The sequence below is a fragment of the Micromonospora sp. NPDC007208 genome (assembly GCF_042869175.1).
Classification (GTDB): domain Bacteria; phylum Actinomycetota; class Actinomycetes; order Mycobacteriales; family Micromonosporaceae; genus Micromonospora; species Micromonospora foliorum.
Window position 1 is genome coordinate 63,455 of sequence record NZ_JBIAFG010000005.1, and the last position, 19,461, is coordinate 82,915.

Annotated in this window: 19 protein-coding genes; 12 read left to right on the plus strand and 7 right to left on the minus strand. The window is 71.2% G+C overall.

Annotation, left to right across the window (positions count from 1 at the left end):
- Window positions 1-63: 63 nt before the first annotated feature.
- The 6 genes from ACFYL6_RS12115 (at window position 64) to ACFYL6_RS12140 (ending at window position 4,198) form a co-directional block, all read left to right on the plus strand.
- Window positions 64-645 carry a DUF4178 domain-containing protein gene (locus ACFYL6_RS12115; protein WP_387170506.1) on the plus strand — a complete coding sequence of 194 codons (582 nt, stop codon included), beginning with the start codon at window positions 64-66 and terminating at the stop codon, window positions 643-645.
- Between the two features lie 92 nt (window positions 646-737).
- Window positions 738-1,505 (plus strand): hypothetical protein, encoded by a 768-nt coding sequence (locus ACFYL6_RS12120; RefSeq protein ID WP_387170508.1) that lies wholly within the window; start codon window positions 738-740, stop codon window positions 1,503-1,505.
- A 72-nt stretch (window positions 1,506-1,577) separates the two neighbouring features.
- Window positions 1,578-2,234: a hypothetical protein gene (locus ACFYL6_RS12125; protein ID WP_387170510.1), complete on the plus strand. Its 657-nt coding sequence runs from the start codon at window positions 1,578-1,580 to the stop codon at window positions 2,232-2,234.
- A 10-nt stretch (window positions 2,235-2,244) separates the two neighbouring features.
- Window positions 2,245-3,054 carry an SDR family NAD(P)-dependent oxidoreductase gene (locus ACFYL6_RS12130; protein WP_387170512.1) on the plus strand — a complete coding sequence of 270 codons (810 nt, stop codon included), beginning with the start codon at window positions 2,245-2,247 and terminating at the stop codon, window positions 3,052-3,054.
- A 169-nt stretch (window positions 3,055-3,223) separates the two neighbouring features.
- On the plus strand, window positions 3,224-3,763 hold the full coding sequence (gene pyrE, locus ACFYL6_RS12135) for an orotate phosphoribosyltransferase (RefSeq protein ID WP_279520297.1): 540 nt from the start codon (window positions 3,224-3,226) through the stop codon (window positions 3,761-3,763).
- 57 nt (window positions 3,764-3,820) lie between these two features.
- Window positions 3,821-4,198 carry a helix-turn-helix transcriptional regulator gene (locus ACFYL6_RS12140; RefSeq protein WP_030332125.1) on the plus strand — a complete coding sequence of 126 codons (378 nt, stop codon included), beginning with the start codon at window positions 3,821-3,823 and terminating at the stop codon, window positions 4,196-4,198.
- Between the two features lie 165 nt (window positions 4,199-4,363).
- On the opposite strand, the gene ACFYL6_RS12145 is transcribed toward ACFYL6_RS12140, so the two are convergent.
- Together ACFYL6_RS12145 and ACFYL6_RS12150 are read right to left on the minus strand one after the other, a co-directional pair.
- Window positions 4,364-5,185, minus strand: a complete 822-nt coding sequence (locus ACFYL6_RS12145) for a DedA family protein (protein WP_387170514.1) — start codon at window positions 5,183-5,185, stop codon at window positions 4,364-4,366.
- A 158-nt stretch (window positions 5,186-5,343) separates the two neighbouring features.
- Entirely contained in the window at window positions 5,344-6,915 is a 1,572-nt protein-coding gene (locus tag ACFYL6_RS12150; protein WP_387170516.1) for an LPXTG cell wall anchor domain-containing protein, read from the minus strand.
- 180 nt (window positions 6,916-7,095) lie between these two features.
- On the opposite strand from ACFYL6_RS12150, the gene ACFYL6_RS12155 reads away from it, so the two are divergent.
- Window positions 7,096-7,575: a SigE family RNA polymerase sigma factor gene (locus tag ACFYL6_RS12155; protein WP_387170517.1), complete on the plus strand. Its 480-nt coding sequence runs from the start codon at window positions 7,096-7,098 to the stop codon at window positions 7,573-7,575.
- A gap of 2 nt (window positions 7,576-7,577) precedes the next feature.
- The gene (locus ACFYL6_RS12160) at window positions 7,578-8,633 is read left to right on the plus strand and encodes an LCP family protein (protein WP_387170519.1); all 1,056 of its coding nucleotides are present in this window, start codon (window positions 7,578-7,580) and stop codon (window positions 8,631-8,633) included.
- A gap of 73 nt (window positions 8,634-8,706) precedes the next feature.
- On the opposite strand, the gene ACFYL6_RS12165 is transcribed toward ACFYL6_RS12160, so the two are convergent.
- Entirely contained in the window at window positions 8,707-10,272 is a 1,566-nt protein-coding gene (locus ACFYL6_RS12165) for an LPXTG cell wall anchor domain-containing protein (protein WP_387170521.1), read from the minus strand.
- A gap of 145 nt (window positions 10,273-10,417) precedes the next feature.
- Window positions 10,418-10,630: a hypothetical protein gene (locus ACFYL6_RS12170; protein ID WP_387170523.1), complete on the minus strand. Its 213-nt coding sequence runs from the start codon at window positions 10,628-10,630 to the stop codon at window positions 10,418-10,420.
- Window positions 10,631-10,746: 116 nt separating this feature from the next.
- On the opposite strand from ACFYL6_RS12170, the gene ACFYL6_RS12175 reads away from it, so the two are divergent.
- Complete coding sequence (locus ACFYL6_RS12175; RefSeq protein WP_387170525.1) at window positions 10,747-11,139, plus strand: phage holin family protein; 393 nt, start codon at window positions 10,747-10,749, stop codon at window positions 11,137-11,139.
- A 136-nt stretch (window positions 11,140-11,275) separates the two neighbouring features.
- On the plus strand, window positions 11,276-12,301 hold the full coding sequence (fbaA, locus tag ACFYL6_RS12180; RefSeq protein ID WP_124853722.1) for a class II fructose-bisphosphate aldolase: 1,026 nt from the start codon (window positions 11,276-11,278) through the stop codon (window positions 12,299-12,301).
- A gap of 58 nt (window positions 12,302-12,359) precedes the next feature.
- Here the strand turns inward: fbaA and ACFYL6_RS12185 are convergent, their stop codons facing one another.
- Window positions 12,360-13,553, minus strand: coding sequence for an LOG family protein (locus ACFYL6_RS12185; protein WP_387170527.1), 1,194 nt, complete (start codon window positions 13,551-13,553; stop codon window positions 12,360-12,362).
- 248 nt (window positions 13,554-13,801) lie between these two features.
- Here ACFYL6_RS12185 and ACFYL6_RS12190 point away from each other — a divergent pair, with 248 nt between their 5' ends.
- Window positions 13,802-14,230 carry a DUF3151 domain-containing protein gene (locus tag ACFYL6_RS12190; protein ID WP_387170529.1) on the plus strand — a complete coding sequence of 143 codons (429 nt, stop codon included), beginning with the start codon at window positions 13,802-13,804 and terminating at the stop codon, window positions 14,228-14,230.
- A 44-nt stretch (window positions 14,231-14,274) separates the two neighbouring features.
- Here ACFYL6_RS12190 and ACFYL6_RS12195 read toward each other — a convergent pair whose 3' ends face one another.
- Together ACFYL6_RS12195 and ACFYL6_RS12200 are read right to left on the minus strand one after the other, a co-directional pair.
- Complete coding sequence (locus ACFYL6_RS12195) at window positions 14,275-16,467, minus strand: chromosome partitioning protein (protein WP_387171149.1); 2,193 nt, start codon at window positions 16,465-16,467, stop codon at window positions 14,275-14,277.
- Window positions 16,468-16,732: 265 nt separating this feature from the next.
- Complete coding sequence (locus ACFYL6_RS12200; protein ID WP_387170531.1) at window positions 16,733-17,866, minus strand: diacylglycerol kinase family protein; 1,134 nt, start codon at window positions 17,864-17,866, stop codon at window positions 16,733-16,735.
- 124 nt (window positions 17,867-17,990) lie between these two features.
- Here ACFYL6_RS12200 and ACFYL6_RS12205 point away from each other — a divergent pair, with 124 nt between their 5' ends.
- Window positions 17,991-19,280, plus strand: a complete 1,290-nt coding sequence (locus ACFYL6_RS12205; protein ID WP_387170533.1) for an adenylosuccinate synthase — start codon at window positions 17,991-17,993, stop codon at window positions 19,278-19,280.
- Window positions 19,281-19,461: the final 181 nt, after the last annotated feature.

Below are 19,461 nucleotides of genomic sequence, written 5' to 3' on the forward strand. Positions count from 1 at the left end.
GCGGGCCTTCCTGGTGCCGAAGGTTGTTACCGTCTGCGCCGACGTACCTGGGGAGGTGGTCGGGTGGACGCGGTGGTGACGTGCCTGGTGGCGGCAGTTGCCGTACTCGCGGTGGTCGTGGTCGTCGTGCGGGCTCGCCGGCGGGCGACGAGCCGGCCCGGCGGCCAGCCGACGGAGCCGCCGCGCGGCCCGCTCCGCCTGACCCCGGGCGACCGCGTGCGGATCCGCGACCGGGAGTACGCGGTGAGCGCCACGATCCGCCTGGTCGAGGGCGACTGGAGTTGGGTGCAGCACCTCCTCGACGACGACTCCGGCACCCGCCACCGGCTCTCCGTCGAGGACGGCCCCGAACTCGAACTGGTGCTCTGGACCGCCGAACCGGGCGCCACCGTCACCCCGGGCGCCCCGACCATCGAACTCGGCGGGCGGCGCTACACCTGGGCCGAGACCGGGCAGGCGCGTTACACCGCCACCGGAGAGACCGAGCTGCCGTCGACCGGGACCATGCGCTACCACGACTACCAGTCCGGTGGCGCCGCGCGGCTCTCCTTCGAGGCGTACGGCGAGGAGGGCTGGAGGGTGGCCCGCGGTGGCCTGCTCGACCCCGCCGACCTGACGATCCGCCCCACGCCCGAGGCTCGCTGAGCCGGACCGGGCGGACGCGCCGGGCTCGTCACGGCATGCCGAACTGGCCGGTTGTCGATACGGTGTGGGCGCGATCTTAGGGAAGGAGAATCGTGGTCGATTCCCAGAGCACGCCGGCCCGCCAGCGGCCATCCATTGTGTCGATTTCCAGCTACCTGCTCTTCCTGTTCCTGGCGCTCCAGGTGATCAGCCTGATCATCACGCTCAGCACCTTCGGCAAGACGCGGGACGCGCTCCGTGAGGCGTACGCGGGCAGCAGCACCGACGGCGACCAGGTGGCCGACGTCTTCGTCGTCATCGGCATCGGCAGCAGCATTCTTCTGCTGCTGCTCGCGGTCGTGCTGGGCGTGCTGGCCCTCTTCAACAACCAGGGCCGCAACGGTGCCCGGATCACCACCTGGATCGTCGGCGGCATCATGGTCTGCTGCGTCGGCGGTGGCCTGCTCAGCAACGCGGCCGGCGGTTTCAACACCGGTGGCGGGACTGGCGGCGACGGGCCGAGCCCCGAGGAGATCCAGCGCCGCCTGGAGGAGGCTCTGCCCTCCTGGGTCACCCCGGTCAGCCTCCTGCTCGGTGTGCTCAGCCTGATCGCGCTGATCACGGCGCTGGTCCTGCTGGCGCTGCCGAAGGCGAACCCGTTCTTCCGCAAGCCCGCCGCGGGCTGGGAGCCGCCGACCCCGGGCGCCAGCTACCCGGGCCACCCGCAGGCGCCGGGTCAGCCCGGCTACCCGCAGGCATCCGGTGAGCCGGGCTATCCGTCGAGTGGGGAGCCGAGCTACCCGCCGCCTCCGGCCACGAACCGGCCCGACGACACGCCGCCCACGGACCGGCCCGGGTCTACCCCGCCGTCGACGAGCTGACGGCTGGATAAGCACGACGCCGACGATCCCTCCGAGTAGGTTGCAACCCGACGCCTACCGGAGGGATTCGTCGTGTCGTACCCGGAATCGGCACCGGCCCGCCGGCCCGCCGCCGTCCTGTCGGCCGTGACCGTGCTGTTGGTGATGGCGGTCGCCGCGCTCGCGTACGCCGTGGTCGACCTGGTGGTGCTGGGCGGGACGGTCGACGCGTTCCGCTCCGCCGCCCGCGACACCTCGGCCAGTCCGGAGCAGATCAACGACGTGGTGACTCTGCTCCGCGCGTCCGCGGTGCTGTCCGCGGTGGTGGCGGTGCTCTCCGCGCCACTGCTCGCCGGCCTGGCCCTCGGGCTGCTGGCCGGTCGCAACGGCGTCCGGGTGGCGACCTGGGTGGTCAGCGGGCTCGGCCTCCTCGGCGGCTGTTGCAGCGTGGCGGTGGTCGTCGGCGAACGGGCCGCGCCACTGCAACTGGGCTCCGGTGAGCAGGCTCTCGCCGAGTTGCTGGGCCTGATCGGCGACGCGTACCCGTCCTGGTGGATCCCGCTCAACGCCGGGCTTTCCGTCGCACAGGGGCTCGGTTACCTTGTAGTAGCTACGCTGCTGGCGCTGCCGCCGGCGAACCGCTGGTTCGGCCGCCACCGCTCGACGACGCCGACCGCACCGCCTAGATTCACGCCCGCCCCGCACCAGCCCCCGTCGGCGCCGCCCGCGCCCCCGTACCCGCCCAGGTGAGGATCGCCCCGTGACGCTCGACCCCACGACCGCCGAGCGCCGGGCCCTGATCACCGGGGCCACCGCCGGCATCGGCGCGGCGTTCACCCGACGGCTGGCCGCCGACGGTTGGCATCTGGTGCTCGTTGCCCGCGACGCGGCGCGGTTGACCGAGCTCGCCACCGAGCTGCGTTCCACGTACGGGCGCGAGGTGGAGACGATCCCGGCGGATCTGTCCACCGACGACGGCTGCGCCACCGTGGAGCAGCGGATCGCCGACGGCACTCCGGTGCACCTGCTGGTCAACAATGCGGGGATCAGCCTGAACAAACCGTTCCTACGCTCCACCGCGGAGGACGAGGCACGACTGTTGCGGCTCAACGTGCACGCGGTCATGCGGTTGACCCTGGCGGCGCTACGACCGATGACTGAACGGCGAAATGGGGCAGTGATAAATGTCTCTTCGGTCGCCGGTTTCGGTACGGCGATGCCCGGATCGACGTACTCCGCCAGCAAGGCGTGGGTCACCAACTTCAGTGAGTCCGTCGGGCAGTCGGCACGGCCGTTCGGCGTTCAGGTGATGGCCCTCTGCCCCGGCTACACCCGCACCGAATTCCACCAGCGGGCCGGCATCAACATGTCCAAGACGCCGGAGTGGCTGTGGCTGCGGGCCGAGGATGTGGTCGACGAAGCCCTGCGTGACCTGCGCAAAGGCAAGATGGTCAGCATTCCGGCGTGGAAGTACAAGGTGGTCGTCGCCGGCATGCGACACGCGCCGCGGCGGCTGCTCCAGGCGGTCGCGCGGGACACCCGCGGCCGGATCGGTCGCGACGAGCACTGAGCCTCGACCGGCCCGCCGACCCCGATCGAGTGGTGGGACGGAGTTGGCGCGCCGCTGTCGGGCCAGTTGCTGAGCGTAGTCGTACATCGCCAGTCATCGGTTCCCCCCGGGGCTGATCAGGGTGGACCCCGCACACGGCGTTCAGAGTTGCGCAGTAACCTCTATCGCCATGGGGGACCACGACGACCTGCGTAAATTCATTACCGACCTGGCTGTGGTCCACGGACGGGTCGTGCTCTCGTCGGGGCGCGAGGCAGACTGGTACGTGGATCTGCGGCGCGTCACGCTCCATCACCGGGCCGCTCCTCTGGTCGGCCGGGTGTTGCTCGACCTCACCGCCGACTGGGAGTTCGACGCCGTCGGGGGCCTCACCCTGGGTGCGGACCCTGTCGCGCTCTCGATGCTGCACGCCGCCGCTCCGACCGGCCGGGCCCTGGACGCCTTCGTGGTGCGCAAGGCGGGCAAGGCCCACGGTCTTCAGCGGCGGATCGAGGGACCGGACGTGGCCGGCCGCCGGGTGTTGGCGGTGGAGGACACATCCACGACGGGCGGAAGTGTTTTGACCGCTGTCGAGGCGCTTCGCGAGGCCGGGGCGGAAGTCGTGGGCGTGGTGGTTATTGTTGATCGAGGCGCCGGCGACGCGGTGCGAGCCGCCGGATTGCCGTACCGGGCGGCCTATACGTTGGCTGACCTCGGCCTTGTGGCGTAAAAGTCTGCCGATTCGGATCTGCTGATATGCAGGCGGATCGATGCTGCTGGTGGAAGGATGGAATACGTGGGAACTGCGTTGGCCGAAATGACTATGCCTCAGATCTCGCCGCTAAACGGCGAGCCGATCGAACGTGCCGATGCCGAGCGTCTCGCCGGGGTCCTCAAGGCCCTTGCTGATCCTGCTCGGTTGCGGCTGCTCAGCCTGATCCAGTCGGCCCCCGAGGGCGAGGCGTGCGTCTGTGACCTGACGGCGCCGCTCGGCCTCTCTCAGCCGACGGTCAGTCATCACCTGCGTATCCTCACCGAGGCCGGCTTGTTGCAGCGGGAGAAGCGCGGTGTCTGGGCGTACTACAGCCTGGTCCCGAGTGCGATCGCGACGATCGCCGACCTGCTGACCCCGCCGCGTAAGCGAGCCACCAAGAAGGCCCGCTGACGTAGGCACTACACGTCGTCCCGAAGCTGGGACGGCGTCCGGTGGCGAGCCAGGGGTGGCGCCACCGGTGGTTGACACCTGCTCGTCCCCGGTCGCACCACCGGAGGCCGGGTTCGACATGCCGACGGCCGACCCCCTCACCAGGGGGCCGGCCGTCGTCGTACCTCAACGGTCCTGACCGTGCTCCGGGCGCTGATGGCCGTGCTGGTGCCGGTCGTGGTCGAACGCCTCACGGGCCGCCTCCACCGTGCCGGCGGCACTGGCCGCCGCGACCACCGCGACCGCCTCGCCGCGCTTACGAGCCCGCCGGTCGCGGAGGAACTCGAAGAAGATCGGCAGCACCGAGATCAGAATGATCAGGGCCACCACCGGCAGGATGTAGTGGTCGATCTTGTCGCCGATGGCCTGGTAGATCTGCTCGGCCAGCAGGTAGCCGATCAGCAGGATGCCGTCCACCCAGAGCACCGCGCCGACGATGTTCCAGAGCAGGAACTGCTTGGCCGGCATGCCGAGCGCGCCCGCGACCGGGTTGAGGAACGTCCGGACGATCGGAATGAAGCGCGCCAGCACGACGGCCTTCGCCGGGCCGAACTTCTGGAAGTAGTACTCGGCCTTCTCCACGTACTCCTTCTTGAAGAGCCGGGAGTTCGGCCGCTCGAACATCGGCCGGCCGTACCGCTTGCCGAGCCAGTGCCCCAGCTGGGCGCCGGCGATCGCGCAGATCGGCCCACCGATCAGCAGGCCGGCCAGGGAGAGGCGGGTGCCGTCGCCGAAGATCGCGTCCGCCACCGGTGACGAGGCGACCCCGGCGAGGAACAGCAGCGAGTCACCGGGGAAGAAGAAGCCCACCAGCAGGCCGGTCTCGGCGAAGAGGATCACCCACACGCCGATCAGCCCGAAGGTCTGCAACAGATCCTTGGGATCGAGCGGGTTCAGGGCGACGCTCTCCACGAGAGCGCGGGTCTTCTCAGCTGTGTCCACGGCCACAAAGGGTACCGAAGCCCAGGGTCCCGGCCGCGCCGGACCGGCCCGTCACCACCCGCCCGCGCCGTGGGGCTCAACGCCAGCGTCCCGGCGTCGTGGGGTCCAACGACGGTGCCCCGCCGACCGTGGTGGTCGACGGGGCACCGGTGGTGCGGGGTGGGTCAGGCGACGAAGCGGGTCCGGCGGCGCTTGGCCACCAGGTAGCCGCCGACGCCCGCGGCGAGCAGCAGCGCGCCGAGGCCGGCGATCAGGCCGGTGGACTGACCGGTGATCGGCAGCGAGCCGCCGTCACCGCCGCCACCGCCGCTGCCGCCGGTCGCGTTCACCAAGATCTTGGTAACGTCGTTCGCTGGGTTCAGGTCGTCGGTGAAGCCCTCGCACTCGCACTTGGCGTTGATGGTGACGGTGCCCGTCGCGTTCGCGATCACCTTGTCGATCCGGAGGCCGACGTCGACCGTCTGCTCCTCACCGACGCCGATGAAGATGTCCGGGTAGCAGCGGTAGAGCGGTGCGCCCGGCTTGCCGGCGTTCTCCCAGTCCTGCTGGTCGCCCTTGAGCGGCGCGCAGACCTCGGGGACCTTGACCGCGGTGGTGCCCGCCGGAACGGCGATATCGATCTTCGTGACCGGCGAGCCACCCCGACCGAAGTCCAGCGCGGCCGGGCCGTCGTTGCGGACTCCGAGGGTGGCGGTGACCACGTCGCCCGCCTTGCCGGTCACCTGGTCACCGACCGCCACCAGGTCCGCGCCGTTCTTGCCGGTGACCTTGACGGTCATGCTGGACCAGTTGTTCATCGGGTCGGTGTCAGCCTGGAAGCCGCGGGCCGCCACCTTGGACGGGACCTCTGGAAGGCTCAGGACCGGACCCTTGCCGGGCTGCCCCACCGAATAGCCCCCGGCCTGGAGGTACGCGTTGAAGTCCTCGAACTCGGCGATGGTCATCCAGTTGTAGTTGCCGTACTCGCTGCCCGGCGCGTAGGTGTCCTTGCCGAGGGTGTAGGACAGCGATGCCGACCGGGCCTCTCCGGCGGCGGTCACCTCGGAGAAGGAGCAGGTCCGCAGCCAACCCTCCTCGTAGGTGCAGTTGCTGTACTGCTCGTCGGGGCGGATCGCGTAGTTCAGGTCGAAGATCGCGACCGCTCCCTTGGCGTCGGTCTTGCCAGCGTTGCTGAGCGTCAGCGGTGCGCTGAACGTGCCGCCGGGAGCGGCCGACACCTTGTGCTCCTCGCCCGGGGCTGCCAGGTCGACGCCCTCGCCGATCCGCAGCTTGGCGGTGTGGCTGGCCGGAGCGAGACCCTCGGCGCTGACCGTGACCTTGAGGTTGCCGGTGTCGCCGTCGGTCGCCTTCGCGGTCGGCGTCATCACCACGTTGAAGAGGCCGCCGTAGGCCCACTCGTAGAGGTCGATCTCGAAGGGGTCGGTGCAGACCAGAACGCCGGCCTCCGGCGACTCGCACCCCCAGGTCGACGTGTCGGGCTTGATGTCGACGACCCCGTCGAGGTCACGGTAGTCGTACGTGACGGTGAGGCCTTCGACGATCACCGGCTCCGAGGCGAACAGGAGGGGTGAGTCGATCTTGCCTTCGGACCCTGCGGCGAGAGTGGTGTCGTTGAAGTAGGCGCCCAGTTCGATGGGCGCTTTCTCGGCGGCGGCGGCCGGGGTGGCGGAGGCGGCGACGAGCGCGCCTGCGACGCCCAGCCCGGCGAGCCAGCGCCGGGTGGAGTGCTTGAGCATGGGGTTCCCTCGTGTCGGGGGACGAAAGGTGGAGCCTGCGGATCTTAAGGAATCTCTAAGGTTGGCCGCCGCCCCCGGTGCCGCTCATTGATCAAGACCAGCCGAAAGGTTGATCAGGCTCGCCGCAACGTTCCGTCTGTTCACTCCCGTCATCTGAGGCAGGAGCCCCCGGGAGGTGCAGTGACGTACGAGGAGTTCGCGGACACGCGGCTGGCCCCGCTACTGCGGTACGCGGTGATGCTGACCGGCGAACCGCACCAGGCCCAGGATCTGGTCCAGGAGACCATGGTCCGGGTCCAGCTCAACTGGCGTCGGGTCGCCCGCGCGGACTCGCCCGAGCGTTACGTACGCCGGATGCTCACCAACCAGTACGTCGACTGGCGGCGCGGCTCGTGGGTCCGTCGGGTGCTGTTGCGCGGGGAGCCGGACGCGTCGGTGCCGGTGCCCACCGATCATGCCCAGACCGCCGTGGACCGGGATCAGATCTGGTCCTGGCTGTCCCGGCTGCCGCGTCGGCAGCGGGCCGCTCTGGTGCTGCGTTACTACGAGGATCTGCCCGACGTCGAGATCGCCGACATCCTCGGCTGTGCCGTCGGGACCGTCCGTTCGTCCATCTCCCGGGCCCTGGCCACGCTCCGGGCCGAGTACGTGGAGGCGTGAACATGATCGAGAATGACCTGCGTGCCGCGTTCGCCCGGCACGAGCCGTTGACCCCGTCGACCGGTCCGCTGCGGGTCGCGATCGACCGGCTCGCCGCCGTCCGCCGTCGCCGCCGGCAGCGGTTCCAGGCCGCTGGCGTCACGCTCGCCGTGCTCGGCGCGCTCGGAGTCGGGGTGCCGCAACTGCGCCCCGATCGGCCGGCGGAGGGCCCGTCGTTGTCCGGTCAACCGGCTGGCGCGCAGTCCGGGGCGCTGAACGTCCTGCTGCTCGGCGTGGACGGCTTCGGCGAGGAACCGTCGTACCGGTTGGCGGACTCCGTCCTGCTGGTGCACATCCCGGCCGACCGGAGCCGGCCGTACCTCATCTCGCTGCCGCGCGACCTGGAGGTGTCGATCCCCGGCCGGGGGACCGAGAAGCTCAACAGCGCGTTCTACAGCGGGGAGCCCCGGCCCGACCTGGACGCCGGCTACGACCTGACCCGCCGGGTGGTCGCCGACCTGACCGGGGTACGCGTCGACGCCGGCGCGGTGCTGACTTTTACGGGCCTGCGCCGGATCACCGACGCCGTCGACGGGGTGGAGGTGTGCCTACCGACGGAGGTCCGGTCCTGGCACACCCGCCGGACCTTCCCGGCCGGCTGCCAGCGGCTCGACGGAGCTGCCTCCGTCGACCTGCTGCGGCAACGGCGGTACCTGCCCGACGGCGCGTTCGACCGGGACCGTAACGCCCAGCGCTACGTCGCCGCGCTGATCCGGCGGGCGGTCGCGCAGGACGTGCTGACCAATCCGGTCCGGCTCACCGCGCTGCTGTCGGCCGCCGGCAAGGGTCTGACGGTCGACGACGACGGCCTGCCGCTGACCAGGCTGGTGGCGGTGCTGCCCGAGTTGAAGAGCGTCGACCCGGTGGGGCTCAGCCTCCCGGTCGGCCCCCCGGTGGACAACGCTTCGCGGTTGCCGCTGGACCCGAAGCAGGGCCCGGCGTTCCTCGCGGCGTTGAGTGAGGATCGGTTGGCGCAGTGGGTGGCGCAGCACCCGGAGCAGGTCAATCCCGTCCGCTGACGGACGAGGGCATCACGACGACGCCCCGCCAGCCCGGTACGGGATGGCGGGGCGTCGGTCGGGTCGGGGTGGGTCAGGCGAAGAAGCGGCTTCTGCGTCGGGCGAGCAGGCAGCAGCCCAGACCGGTGACGAGCAGCAGGGCCCCGATACCGGCGATCAGGGTGGTGGGGGCGCCGGTGATGGGCAGCGAACCACCACCGCCACCGCCACCGTCGCCATCACCGTCGCCTTGGCCACCGCCGCTCTGGGCCGCGTTGACCACGATGGTGGCCCTGTCGTTGGCCGGTTTGATGTCGTCCTGGAAGCTGCCGCCGCCGGGGCACTCGCACGGCGCGTTGACCCGCACCGCGCCCCGGGCGTTGGGGATGACCTTGTCGATGCGCAGCCGGAACTTCATGGTGTACGTCTGACCGGCCACCAGGAGCATCTCGGAGGCGCACTGGTACGTGCGGGTGCCCGGTCGCAACTGGCAGTTGTCGGGGACCTCGACGGCGGTGCTGCCCGGTGGCAACTCGACTGTGGTGTGGGTGGCCGCCTCGTAGTCTTGGTTGACCTTGTCGAGCGTCGCCGGGCCGTTGTTCCGGAAGCCCACGGTGGCTGTGACGACCGCGCCGGCCCTGCCCTTGAGCGTGGCGCCGATCGCCGCGAGGTCGGTGCCGTTCGTGCCGGTGGCCTTGATGATCCAGCCGGTGTAGTCGTTGCCCGGCCCGACGTCGGTCTGGGCGGCCTGCCGCATCATGCCGGGTGCCGCGCTCAGAGTCAGTTTCGGGCCGCTGCCGGGGGTGGCCGCCCGGGCGCCGACGGCTTCCCGTACCCGGGTCAGGTCCTCGAAGTCGGCCGTGGTCATGAACTGGGCATGGCCGGACTGGTTGGTTGGCGCGTACGTGTCCTTGCCGAGTTCGAGGTTCAGCGTGGCGACGAGCCCGGTACCCACCGGGATCTCCTCGTCGAACTGGCAGGAGACCAGGTGGTCGTCGGAGTAGCGGCAGTTGCTGAACCGGTCCTTGGTACGGATCGAGTAGGCGAGGTCGAAGACCGCGACGAACCCGCTGACGGTCGTGTCGCCGGTGTTGGCCACGGCCAGCGGCGCCGAGAACTTTCCGCCCGGCTTCGAGGAGACGGTGGTGTACGGGCCGCCGGCAAGATCGACCCCCTCGCCGACCCGGACCTGCGAGGTGTAACTGCCGCGCTGCCCGCCGGCGGCCAGGAAGCTGACGGCGATGTCGCCGGAGTCGCCGAGCTGCGCGTCCTCGGTGAGGCCGAGGCGTACCTGCTTGGTCGCGTTGCGGTAGGTCCCGCTGCCAATCGGCGGCAGCTCGTGGAGGGCGACGTCCTCGGGCTCCTCGCAGACGAGGATCCCCGGCTCCGGCGCGGTGCACTCCTGGCCGTCGGCAGGGGCCACGGTGACCTTGGTGGCCAGGGAGCGGTAGTCGTAGCGCACGGAGACGTCGGTGAGGACCATCGGCTCGTCGGCGTACAGGAACAGGGTGCGGGTGGTCGCCGTCGAGCCGACGGCCAGGGTGGTGTCCTGGAAGTAGGGCTCGATCGTGGCCGCGGCGACGGCGGGGGTGGCGGAGGCGGCGACCAACGCGCCTGCGGCGCCGAGCCCGGTCAGCCAGCGGAGCGAGTGCTTGAGCATGGGGTCCTCCCGTGGGGGTACAGGTGGCGCTCGTCCAACCTAGGGAGACCCCGGCTTGTCCGGTAACCCATTGCGATCGATATCCGTCTAACGACCCGAACGGTTGGACACCTCTGTCGCAACGGGCAGTCGACCCTGCGGCGGGTCAGCGGTAGTCGTCCTCGTCCCCGGTGACCACCCGGGCCTGCTCCATCGCGTCCCAGTCGTCGACCTCCAGGCCCCGGTGCGGCTCGCTGTCGACGTCGGTGGGGCCGGCGACCGTGGCCTGCTCGACCGCGTCCGCCGGGTCCGCCTCGGGGTCGCGTTCGTGCGGCGCGAGGTGGTCGCCGGGGGTGAAGTCCTCGTCGGGCTGACCCATGGTTCCTCCCGGGGGTGTCAGGGCACGGTTCCCACCACCGTACGGGCTGGGCGGGCGCCCCGCCCGGAAGGCGGAGTAGGCGGAATCAGCCCTCGACGACGCGACCCGGTGCCAGGATGGGTGCCGTGGGCTTCCTCATCAGACTGGCGATCACCGCGGTCGCGTTGTGGATAACCACGCTGATCGTGCCCGGGGTGGACGTGCACGGCCGCTCGGGTGGCAACACCGTTCTCACCCTGATCGTGGTGGCGCTGATCTTCGGCCTGATCAACGCGGTGCTCAAGCCGGTGATCCGGGTCGTCGGCTGCGTCTTCTACCTGCTGACCCTGGGCCTGTTCGCGCTGGTGGTCAACGCGTTGCTGTTCCTGCTCACCGACCGGATCGCCCGCGGGCTCGACCTGCCGTTCCAGGTGGACGGATTCTGGCCGGCGTTCTGGGGAGCCATCGTGATGACCGTGGTGACCTGGTTGATCAGCGTCATCGTGCCGGACAACCTGGACCGCCGGTGAACGGCTAGCACCCGGGTCGGTTGTTCCGGTGCACCTCACCTACGGGATACTTCCGGACGGAGGACAGCGCGGTCCGGCGCACAAATGAAGAACAGCGGCCAGCACGGCCGAGAGTGGTAAGTAAGGAGCGCATCACATGCCCATCGCTTCCCCCGAGGCTTACGCGGAGATGCTGGACCGCGCCAAGGCTGGCCGGTACGCGTACCCCGCGATCAACGTGACCTCCTCCCAGACGCTGAACGCGGCGCTCAAGGGCTTCGCCGACGCGGAGAGCGACGGCATCATCCAGGTCTCCACCGGTGGCGCCGAATACCTCTCCGGCCCGTCGATCAAGGACATGGTCACCGGCGCGGTGGCGTTCGCCGCGTACGCGCACGAGGTGGCCAAGAAGTACTCGGTCAACATCGCCCTGCACACCGACCACTGCCCGAAGGACAAGCTGGACGGGTTCGTGCGTCCGCTGATGGGCATCTCGCAGGAGCGGGTGAAGCGCGGCGAGGAGCCGCTCTACCAGTCGCACATGTGGGACGGCTCGGCCGTGCCGGTCGCGGAGAACCTGCAGATCGCCGCGCAGCTGCTCGACGAGGCCGCCAAGGCCAAGATCGTCCTTGAGATCGAGGTCGGCGTCGTCGGTGGCGAGGAGGACGGCGTCGAGAACGCCATCAACGACAAGCTCTACACCACCACCGATGACGGGCTGGCCATGGTCGAGGCGCTCGGCCTCGGCGAGAAGGGCCGCTACATGGCGGCGCTGACCTTCGGCAACGTGCACGGCGTCTACAAGCCGGGCAACGTCAAGCTGCGTCCAGAGATCCTCAAGCAGATCCAGGACGCCGTCGGCGCCAAGTACGGCAAGGACAAGCCGCTCAGCCTGGTCTTCCACGGCGGCTCGGGCTCCCTGCTGAGCGAGATCCGCGAGGCTCTGGACTACGGCGTGGTGAAGATGAACATCGACACCGACACCCAGTACGCCTTCACCCGCCCCGTCGTGGACCACATGCTCCGCAACTACGACGGCGTGCTGAAGATCGACGGCGAGGTCGGCAACAAGAAGCAGTACGACCCGCGCGCCTGGGGCAAGGCCGCCGAGGCCGGCCTGGCCGCCCGGGTCGTCGAGGCCTGCGAGCACCTGCGCTCCACCGGCACCACGATGACCAAGTAACGACGTCCCACCGACGGCCGGCTCCCCACCTGGGGCGCCGGCCGTCGTCGTCAGGTCGTCAGGTCGTCAGCAGGCGTACGGCCTCGCGAACGTCGTCGGTGAGGTGGATCGTCGACGACAGGTCACCGAACGGGGACGCGGCCAGCAGCGGGCGCAACAGCGCCTCCACCGGCAGCTCCGCGGTCCAGTAGGCGCGGTCCAGGAAGATGTACGCCCCGCTCGCGCCGTCGGTGCCGTAGTAGGTCTTGGTGGCCGCCTGGAACACCTCCTGCACCGTGCCCGCCCGCCCCGGCGCGAAGACGATGCCGCCCCGGGCGAGGCGCAGGATGGTGTCCTCCCGGATCGCGTTCGAGAAGTACTTCGCGATCCGCCCGGCGAACAGGTTCGCCGGCTCGTGCCCGTACAACCAGGTCGGAATGGCCAGACCACCCGCACGTGACCAGCCCAGATCGTCACCACGCTGCCTGGGCACCCCGGCGTACCGCTGCCGGACCGTCAGCGCCGTGGCCGTGTACCGGTGGTGGTCGGTGAAGTCGGGTGCGGTGGCCAGCAGGTCGATCGCCGCCGTCACCTCGGTCGCCGGCCGGTCCGCCAGGAAGGCGCCGAGGTTCGCGGCCTCCATCACCCCGGGGCCGCCGCCGGTCACCACCAGCCGGTCGGCCCGCGCCAGCTCCCAACCCAGCACGGCCGCCATCCGGTACGCGGGACTACCGCGCCGCACCGCGTGACCGCCCATGATGCCCACCACCGACTGCGGCCCGTGCGCGGCCAGCCAGACCCGGGTGGCGTCGGCCAGCGCGTTGTCCACGCCGTGGTCGTGCAGCCGTTGACCCAGCGCCTCCTTGACGTCCGGCAGCGCGCCGCCGTGCGCTCGGTAGTGGTCGTACACCCGGGTGTCGTACATCCCGGTGAACCCGCCCTCGGCGAACCCGGCGGCCAGGTCGTCCGGGGTGTAGAGGTGCGTCGGCTGGGTCGGGTACGGCAACCCCGAGAACGGCGGCACCACGTTCGCGCCGCGCCGGACCAGGTCGGCGCCCACGTCCCGGGACGCGAAGCGGCAACCGACGAAGAGGGTGCCGGCGACGTCGATGCCGGTCAGGTCGGGCACCGGCGCGAGGTCGAGCCGCAGGCCCTGCACGGTCAGTCCGGTCAGCCGACCGGTGGCCAGCTGTTGGTCGAACTCGGCCCGGGTCTGGATCTCGCCGGCGTGCAGCTGCGGCTCGATGACGTCCGCGGGAGGTGGGGTCGGCACCCGGCCATCCTGCCCCTCCGCCGGGGCTGGCCAAACCTCGGGCCGGGGTGCAACAGACGGGAACCCGGTGGTCGTGGCCACCGGGCTCCCGCATTACCGGTTCCTGGGGAGGCTCCGGACCATTAGTTGTAGTGGAAAACACCAGGCAGCGGCATAGGCCGCAGGCGTGACCAACTCCTCAGCCGTTCAGCGGAACACGTCGGCCGACCCGCTCGCGTGTCGCCCTGTCCAGCGGGTTGAATGGGGCGATGCAGAACCTTTTGCCAGAGCCACCGGCCACCCGCCTGCCCGTGAACGACGAGGCCGACGCCGCCCTGGCCGCCGCCGACGAGGCCGGCACCGACGAGGCGTACGCCAGCGTGGCGGCCGGCTTCCCGACCTACAGCGCCGCCTGGGGGGAGCTCGCGGCCCGGGCGTTCGCGCAGGACCAGGTGGTGACGGCGTACGCGTACGCCCGCACCGGCTACCACCGGGGCCTCGACCAGCTGCGCCGCAGTGGGTGGAAGGGACACGGCCCGGTGCCGTGGTCACACGAGCCCAACCGGGGCTTCCTCCGCTGCCTGTACGTGCTGTCCCGCGCCGCCGACGAGATCGGCGAGGCTGACGAGGCGGCCCGCTGTGCCCAGTTCCTGCGCGACTGCGACCCGGAAGCGGCGGACGCGCTGGCGAGCAACTGACCCGCCCCGGCGGCCGGCCCGACACCGGGCCGGCCGTCGGCGGTCTACAGCCCTTCGGCGACCGCGGCGGCGATCTTCAGCCAGGCGTCCCGGGTGGCCGAGGAGAGCCCGCCGTACCGGATCGGCTCGCCACTGTCGATGAGCCGCTCGTACGGGGCCAGTAACACCGCCCGGGTGCGGGCCGCGAAGTGCTCCTGGATGGCCGGCAGGTCGATCTCCTTGCGGGACGGCGGCATCGACACCACAGTCACAGCCTGACGGACCAGCCGTTGCCGGCCGCTCTGCTCCAGGTGGTCGAGCATCCGCGCGGCGGTCTCGGCGGAGTCGTTACGGGCCGACATGGTGACCACCAACTGGTCGGTGGCGTCCATCGACGCCTGCCAGTTCTGCGCCCGGACGTTGTTCCCGGTGTCCACAAAGATCAACTTGTAGAACCGGCTGACCACCTCACGGATCTCGGCGAACGCGGCGGCGGTCAACATCTCGCCACCGGTGGCCGACTCGTCCGAGGCCAGGACGTCGAACATCCCCTCGCCCTGCGAGCGGACGTACTGCGACAGGTCACCGACCCGCCCGTGCGCCCCCTGGAACTGCCCGAGGTCACGCAGCATGTCCCGCACCGTGCGGGAGTGGAAGTCCTGTTGGGCGCGCATCCCCAGGGTGCCCTGGGTCTCGTTGTTGTCCCAGGCCAGCACGTAACCGCCGCGCTTCTGACCGAACGTCATCGCGAGCAGCAGGATGGCCACCGTCTTACCGGCGCCGCCCTTCGGATTCACCACGGTCACCTGCCGCAGACCGCCGAAGTTGCGGCGCACCATCTCGATGTCCCGCTTGAGTTCCTGCTCGTGCCGCCCCGGAGAGAGCCGGAGCAGGCCCATCTTGTTGACCACCGCGCGTACACCCATGGTCGCCACCGGGTCGGCGGGTCGCACCTGGCGGCGTCGGGCGAAGTCCTCGGCGGTCGGCGCGGCGGTGTCCTCCGGTGTCCAGGTCGCGTCCGGGTAGGCGGTCGCGTCCGGGTACGCGGGGGCCGGCACCCGGGTCACTCCGTCGGCCTCCTGGTACGGCTGCCCAGGCGTGCCGCCGGGAGAGCCCTGCTGCCAGGGCGGTGGGTACCAACCCGGCGAGGGCGGAAACGGCCCGGGCGGTGGGGTCGCCGGCCCGGCCTGCCCAGGAGCGTGCTGCGGTGCCGGATTGCCGTGCGGTGGGTTGCTGAACTGCGTCAGGTCGGGCGGCGGCGGGATCTGCGCCGGGCCGGCCTGGCCGGGGATGGCCGGGGTGAACGGCTGCCCGGGACGCGCCTGCGCGGGACCGGCGTGCGGGACGACGGGAGGCGGCGGGATCGGAGGCGTCGCGCTGACCTCGTCCTGAGCGGGTGTGGCCGCTCCAGCCGGACGTTGCGGCGGGTACGCCCACGGCGACTCGGCGATCGGCCGCGCCGGCCCGTCGGCGGTCCCGTCCTCACCTGGCCCACCAGCCTGCGGCGCGGGCCCGGTGGCTTGCGGTGCGGGCCCGCCTACCTGCGGTGCCGGTCCGGTCGCTGCGGAGCCGGCGGCCGAGGAGCCTGCCGGAGCGGGGGCAGCGGCCGTCGGGCTGCCGGTGGCGCTCGGGCTGGCGGCGGACGCGGTGGCGGCTGGGATGGGCCGGTCGGCGGCTGCGGCCGTGGTGGGGTGGCCAGCGGCTGCCGCTGCGGTGGGTCGGTCGGCGGGAGTGGTCGGCTGGTCCAGGGTGAACGGCAGGTTCAGGTCGACGCCGCCGGGGGTGATCGGCGCGGTGGTCGGGCCCCGGTCGCCGGGCTGTCCCTGCGTCGCTTCGCCGGCCTGGCCTGCCGCGCCGGTTGCGGCACTGGCGCTCGCGGCGGCTCGGCCGTCCCTCGGCGCGGAGGTGACGTCGGGTGTCGTGGCAGCGGGGCTGCCGGGGCCAATTGGCCCGCCGTTGCTCCCGGGGCCGGTTGCCGGCGGCGTCGGCTGGGCACCGGTTGCCGGCGGCGTCGGCTGGGCACCGGTCGCTGGCGGAGCGGGCGGCGGAGGCGTAGCGGCCGGGTCGGTCGGTGGTGGCCAACTCGGCTGCGCGGGCGCCCAACCCGACCCGGCGCCGGACGGACCACCGGCCCCCCACCCCCCGGGCGCCGGGACGGCGCCGGTGAGCGACGGGTAGTCCGACGGTGAGGGCGGCGGCTGGGCCGGAGCGCCAGGCTGGCCGGGAACCGGCGGTCGTCCGATCGGCGGCGCTGCCACCGGTGGCGTGACCGGCGGCGCGACCGACGACGGCCCACCCCGCTGCTCGGCCACCGCGGCCCAGGGCGGCACCGCGCCCCGGTCGCCGGGATCTGGCGGCCAGAGTGGTTCGACGTCCCGCTCCGGCACCGGCTGCTGGCCGGGCACCTGCGCCCGGTCGGCGTTCTCGTCCATTACGGCCCTCCCCAGTCCTCCTGCGAGGATAGGCCCATTCGCCCAGCAGGGCCGATCGGTGCAGGTAGGTCGCCGGTCGATGCGATCGAGGTCAGATCGACCAGACCGCCCAGGCGCCCGGCTCGATCCACCAGGAACGCTTGCGGGTCAGTTCGCCCTCGACACCATCGTCGAGGTACGGCACCTTGCCCTCCCTGGGCAGCACCGACACCGCCCGTCCACGGGCCCGCCGAACTTCGAGGCGTACCCGCTTGCGCCCCCACGCCGAGCGGACGACCACCGGCACGGCCACCGCGACCTCGACCTGGCCGTCGGCCGGGTCCGGCGCGGTCAGCAGCGTCACGTCGTCAAGCGTCGCGTACCCGCCGGCGTTGCCGACCGCGCAGGCCAGCAGCGGTTCCGCACCGTCGGTGAGGATGGTGTCGTCGACCTCCACCCGGGCCCGCCAGTGCAGCGGCCGGCCGGCGTCGTCGGCAGCGCCGAGGAGCGCGCCGTCGAGGGTCACCGAGCCGCCGTCGTTGCGGAGCAGGTCCAGCCGGCGCGGCGTGCCGTCCAGCACCGCGGCGGCCACCGCCGCCGGGTCACGGGGCAGCCCGAGCTGTGCGGCAAGGTCCCGGTGGGTGCCGCCACGGGCCGGATCAAGCGGGAGTACGGCCACCGGCGGCAGATCGGGCAGGGTCCGGTTGCCGGGCAGGTCCGCCGGGCGCTTGCTCGGCGCCGGGGCGTACCGCTTGACCAGCCGGCGCAGCACGGCACGCAACTGCCCGTCGCTGGCCGTGGCGACGACCAGCCGGGTCTTGCTGTCCGGGTCCGGCCAGGTGAGGCCGTCCGGGCGGGCCGGGCCGTCGAGCCGCGCCAACACCGCGTCGATCTCCGCGTCGGAGCGGGCGGTGACCGTCTCCACCCGGGCGCCCCGGGCGTTCAGCGCGTCGGCGCACGCCAGCACCGGCACCCGTGGCCGCTCGGTGGCGCACTGCTCGGCGTCGGCCTGGCCGGTGTTGCCCTGGCCGGCGTTGGTCCGGTCGGTCTTCGCCTGGCCGGTGCTGGCCTGACCGGTGTCGGTCTGGCCGGCGTTGGTCTGGCCGGTGCTGGTCTGGCCGGTGTCGGTTTGGCTCGTCGGGGCGGTGTCGGCTGCGGTCGCACCGCCGCAGCAGGCCCCGCCGCTGCCGCAGCCCCCGGGAGCGTCCCGCTCCGAACCGAGGGTGAGCAGCACCACGTCGTACACGGAAGGAGCCTCCTGCCTCTCGACGCGACCCCTGCCGGCCACGCCGTCACTACTTGTTAACCTGACACCCCGGGCTCGCCGAGCGGTCGCCACCTGGCACCCGAGCCTTCTGGAGGCGGAAAAGATGCCAGCGATCGTGCTCATCGGCGCTCAGTGGGGCGACGAGGGCAAGGGCAAGGTTACCGACCTGCTGGGTGAGCGGGTCGACTACGTCGTGCGCTACTCCGGCGGCAACAACGCCGGACACACGGTGATCACCCCGGACGGCCAGAAGTACGCGCTGCACCTGATGCCGTCCGGCGCGCTCTCACCGAACGCGATGATCGTCATCGGCAACGGTGTGGTGGTCGACCCGAAGGTGCTGCTCGCCGAGATCGACGGCCTGGCCGAGCGCGGCGTCGACGTGTCCCGGCTGCGGATCTCCGGTGACGCGCACCTGATCATGCCGCACCACCGGGCGCTGGACCGGGTCATCGAGCGGTACCTCGGCTCGTCCCGGATCGGCACCACCGGCCGCGGCATCGGCCCGGCGTACGGGGACAAGGTCGCCCGGATCGGTATCCGCCTCCAGGACCTGCTCGACCCGGGCATCCTGCGCAAGAAGCTGGAACTCGCGCTGCGCGAGAAGAACCAGATCCTGTTCAAGGTCTACAACCGCAAGGCGATCGACCTCGAGGCGACCGTCGAGGAGTACCTGGCGTACGCGGAGCGGCTCAAGCCGTACATCGCGGAGACCCGGGCGATGCTCTGGGACGCCCTGGACCGGGGCGACACGGTGCTGCTGGAAGGCGCCCAGGCCACCATGCTCGACATGGACCACGGCACCTACCCCTTCGTGACCTCGTCCAACCCGACCGCCGGTGGCGCCTGCGTGGGCGCGGGCATCCCGCCGACCGCGATCAACAAGGTCATCGCGGTGAGCAAGGCGTACACCACCCGGGTCGGCGCCGGGCCGTTCCCGACCGAGCTGTTCGACGCCAACGGTGACCACCTGCGCAAGATCGGCGCGGAGTACGGCACCACCACCGGGCGGGAGCGCCGGTGCGGGTGGTTCGACGCGGTCGTCGCCCGGTACGCGTGCCGCCTCAACGGCGTCACCGACCTGGTCATCACCAAGCTGGACGTGCTCACCGGCCTGCCCAAGGTGCCGATCTGCGTCGGCTACGAGATCAACGGCGTCCGGGTCGACGACATGCCGATGAGCCAGACGGACTTCCACCACGCCAAGCCCGTCTTCGAGGAACTCGACGGCTGGTGGGAGGACATCACCAAGGCCCGCACCATCGACGACCTCCCGGAGAACGCCCGCCGCTACATCGCCCGGGTAGAGGAACTCTGCAACACGAGGGTGAGCGTCGTAGGCGTAGGCCCAGGCCGAGAAGAAAACGTCCACCTACACCCCCTCCTCCCCTAACCCCACCCACCCACCCACCCACCCCACCCACCCCCTCCTTCGCGTTGATCATGAAGTTATTGCCAGTCACGTCGGCGTGTCATGGCAATAACTTCATGATCGACGCGTGTTGATCCCCTGGTTATCCACAGGGGCGGAGGGGTTGTCCACAGGGGGGTGTTTCGGGTTTCGGGTTGGGCCA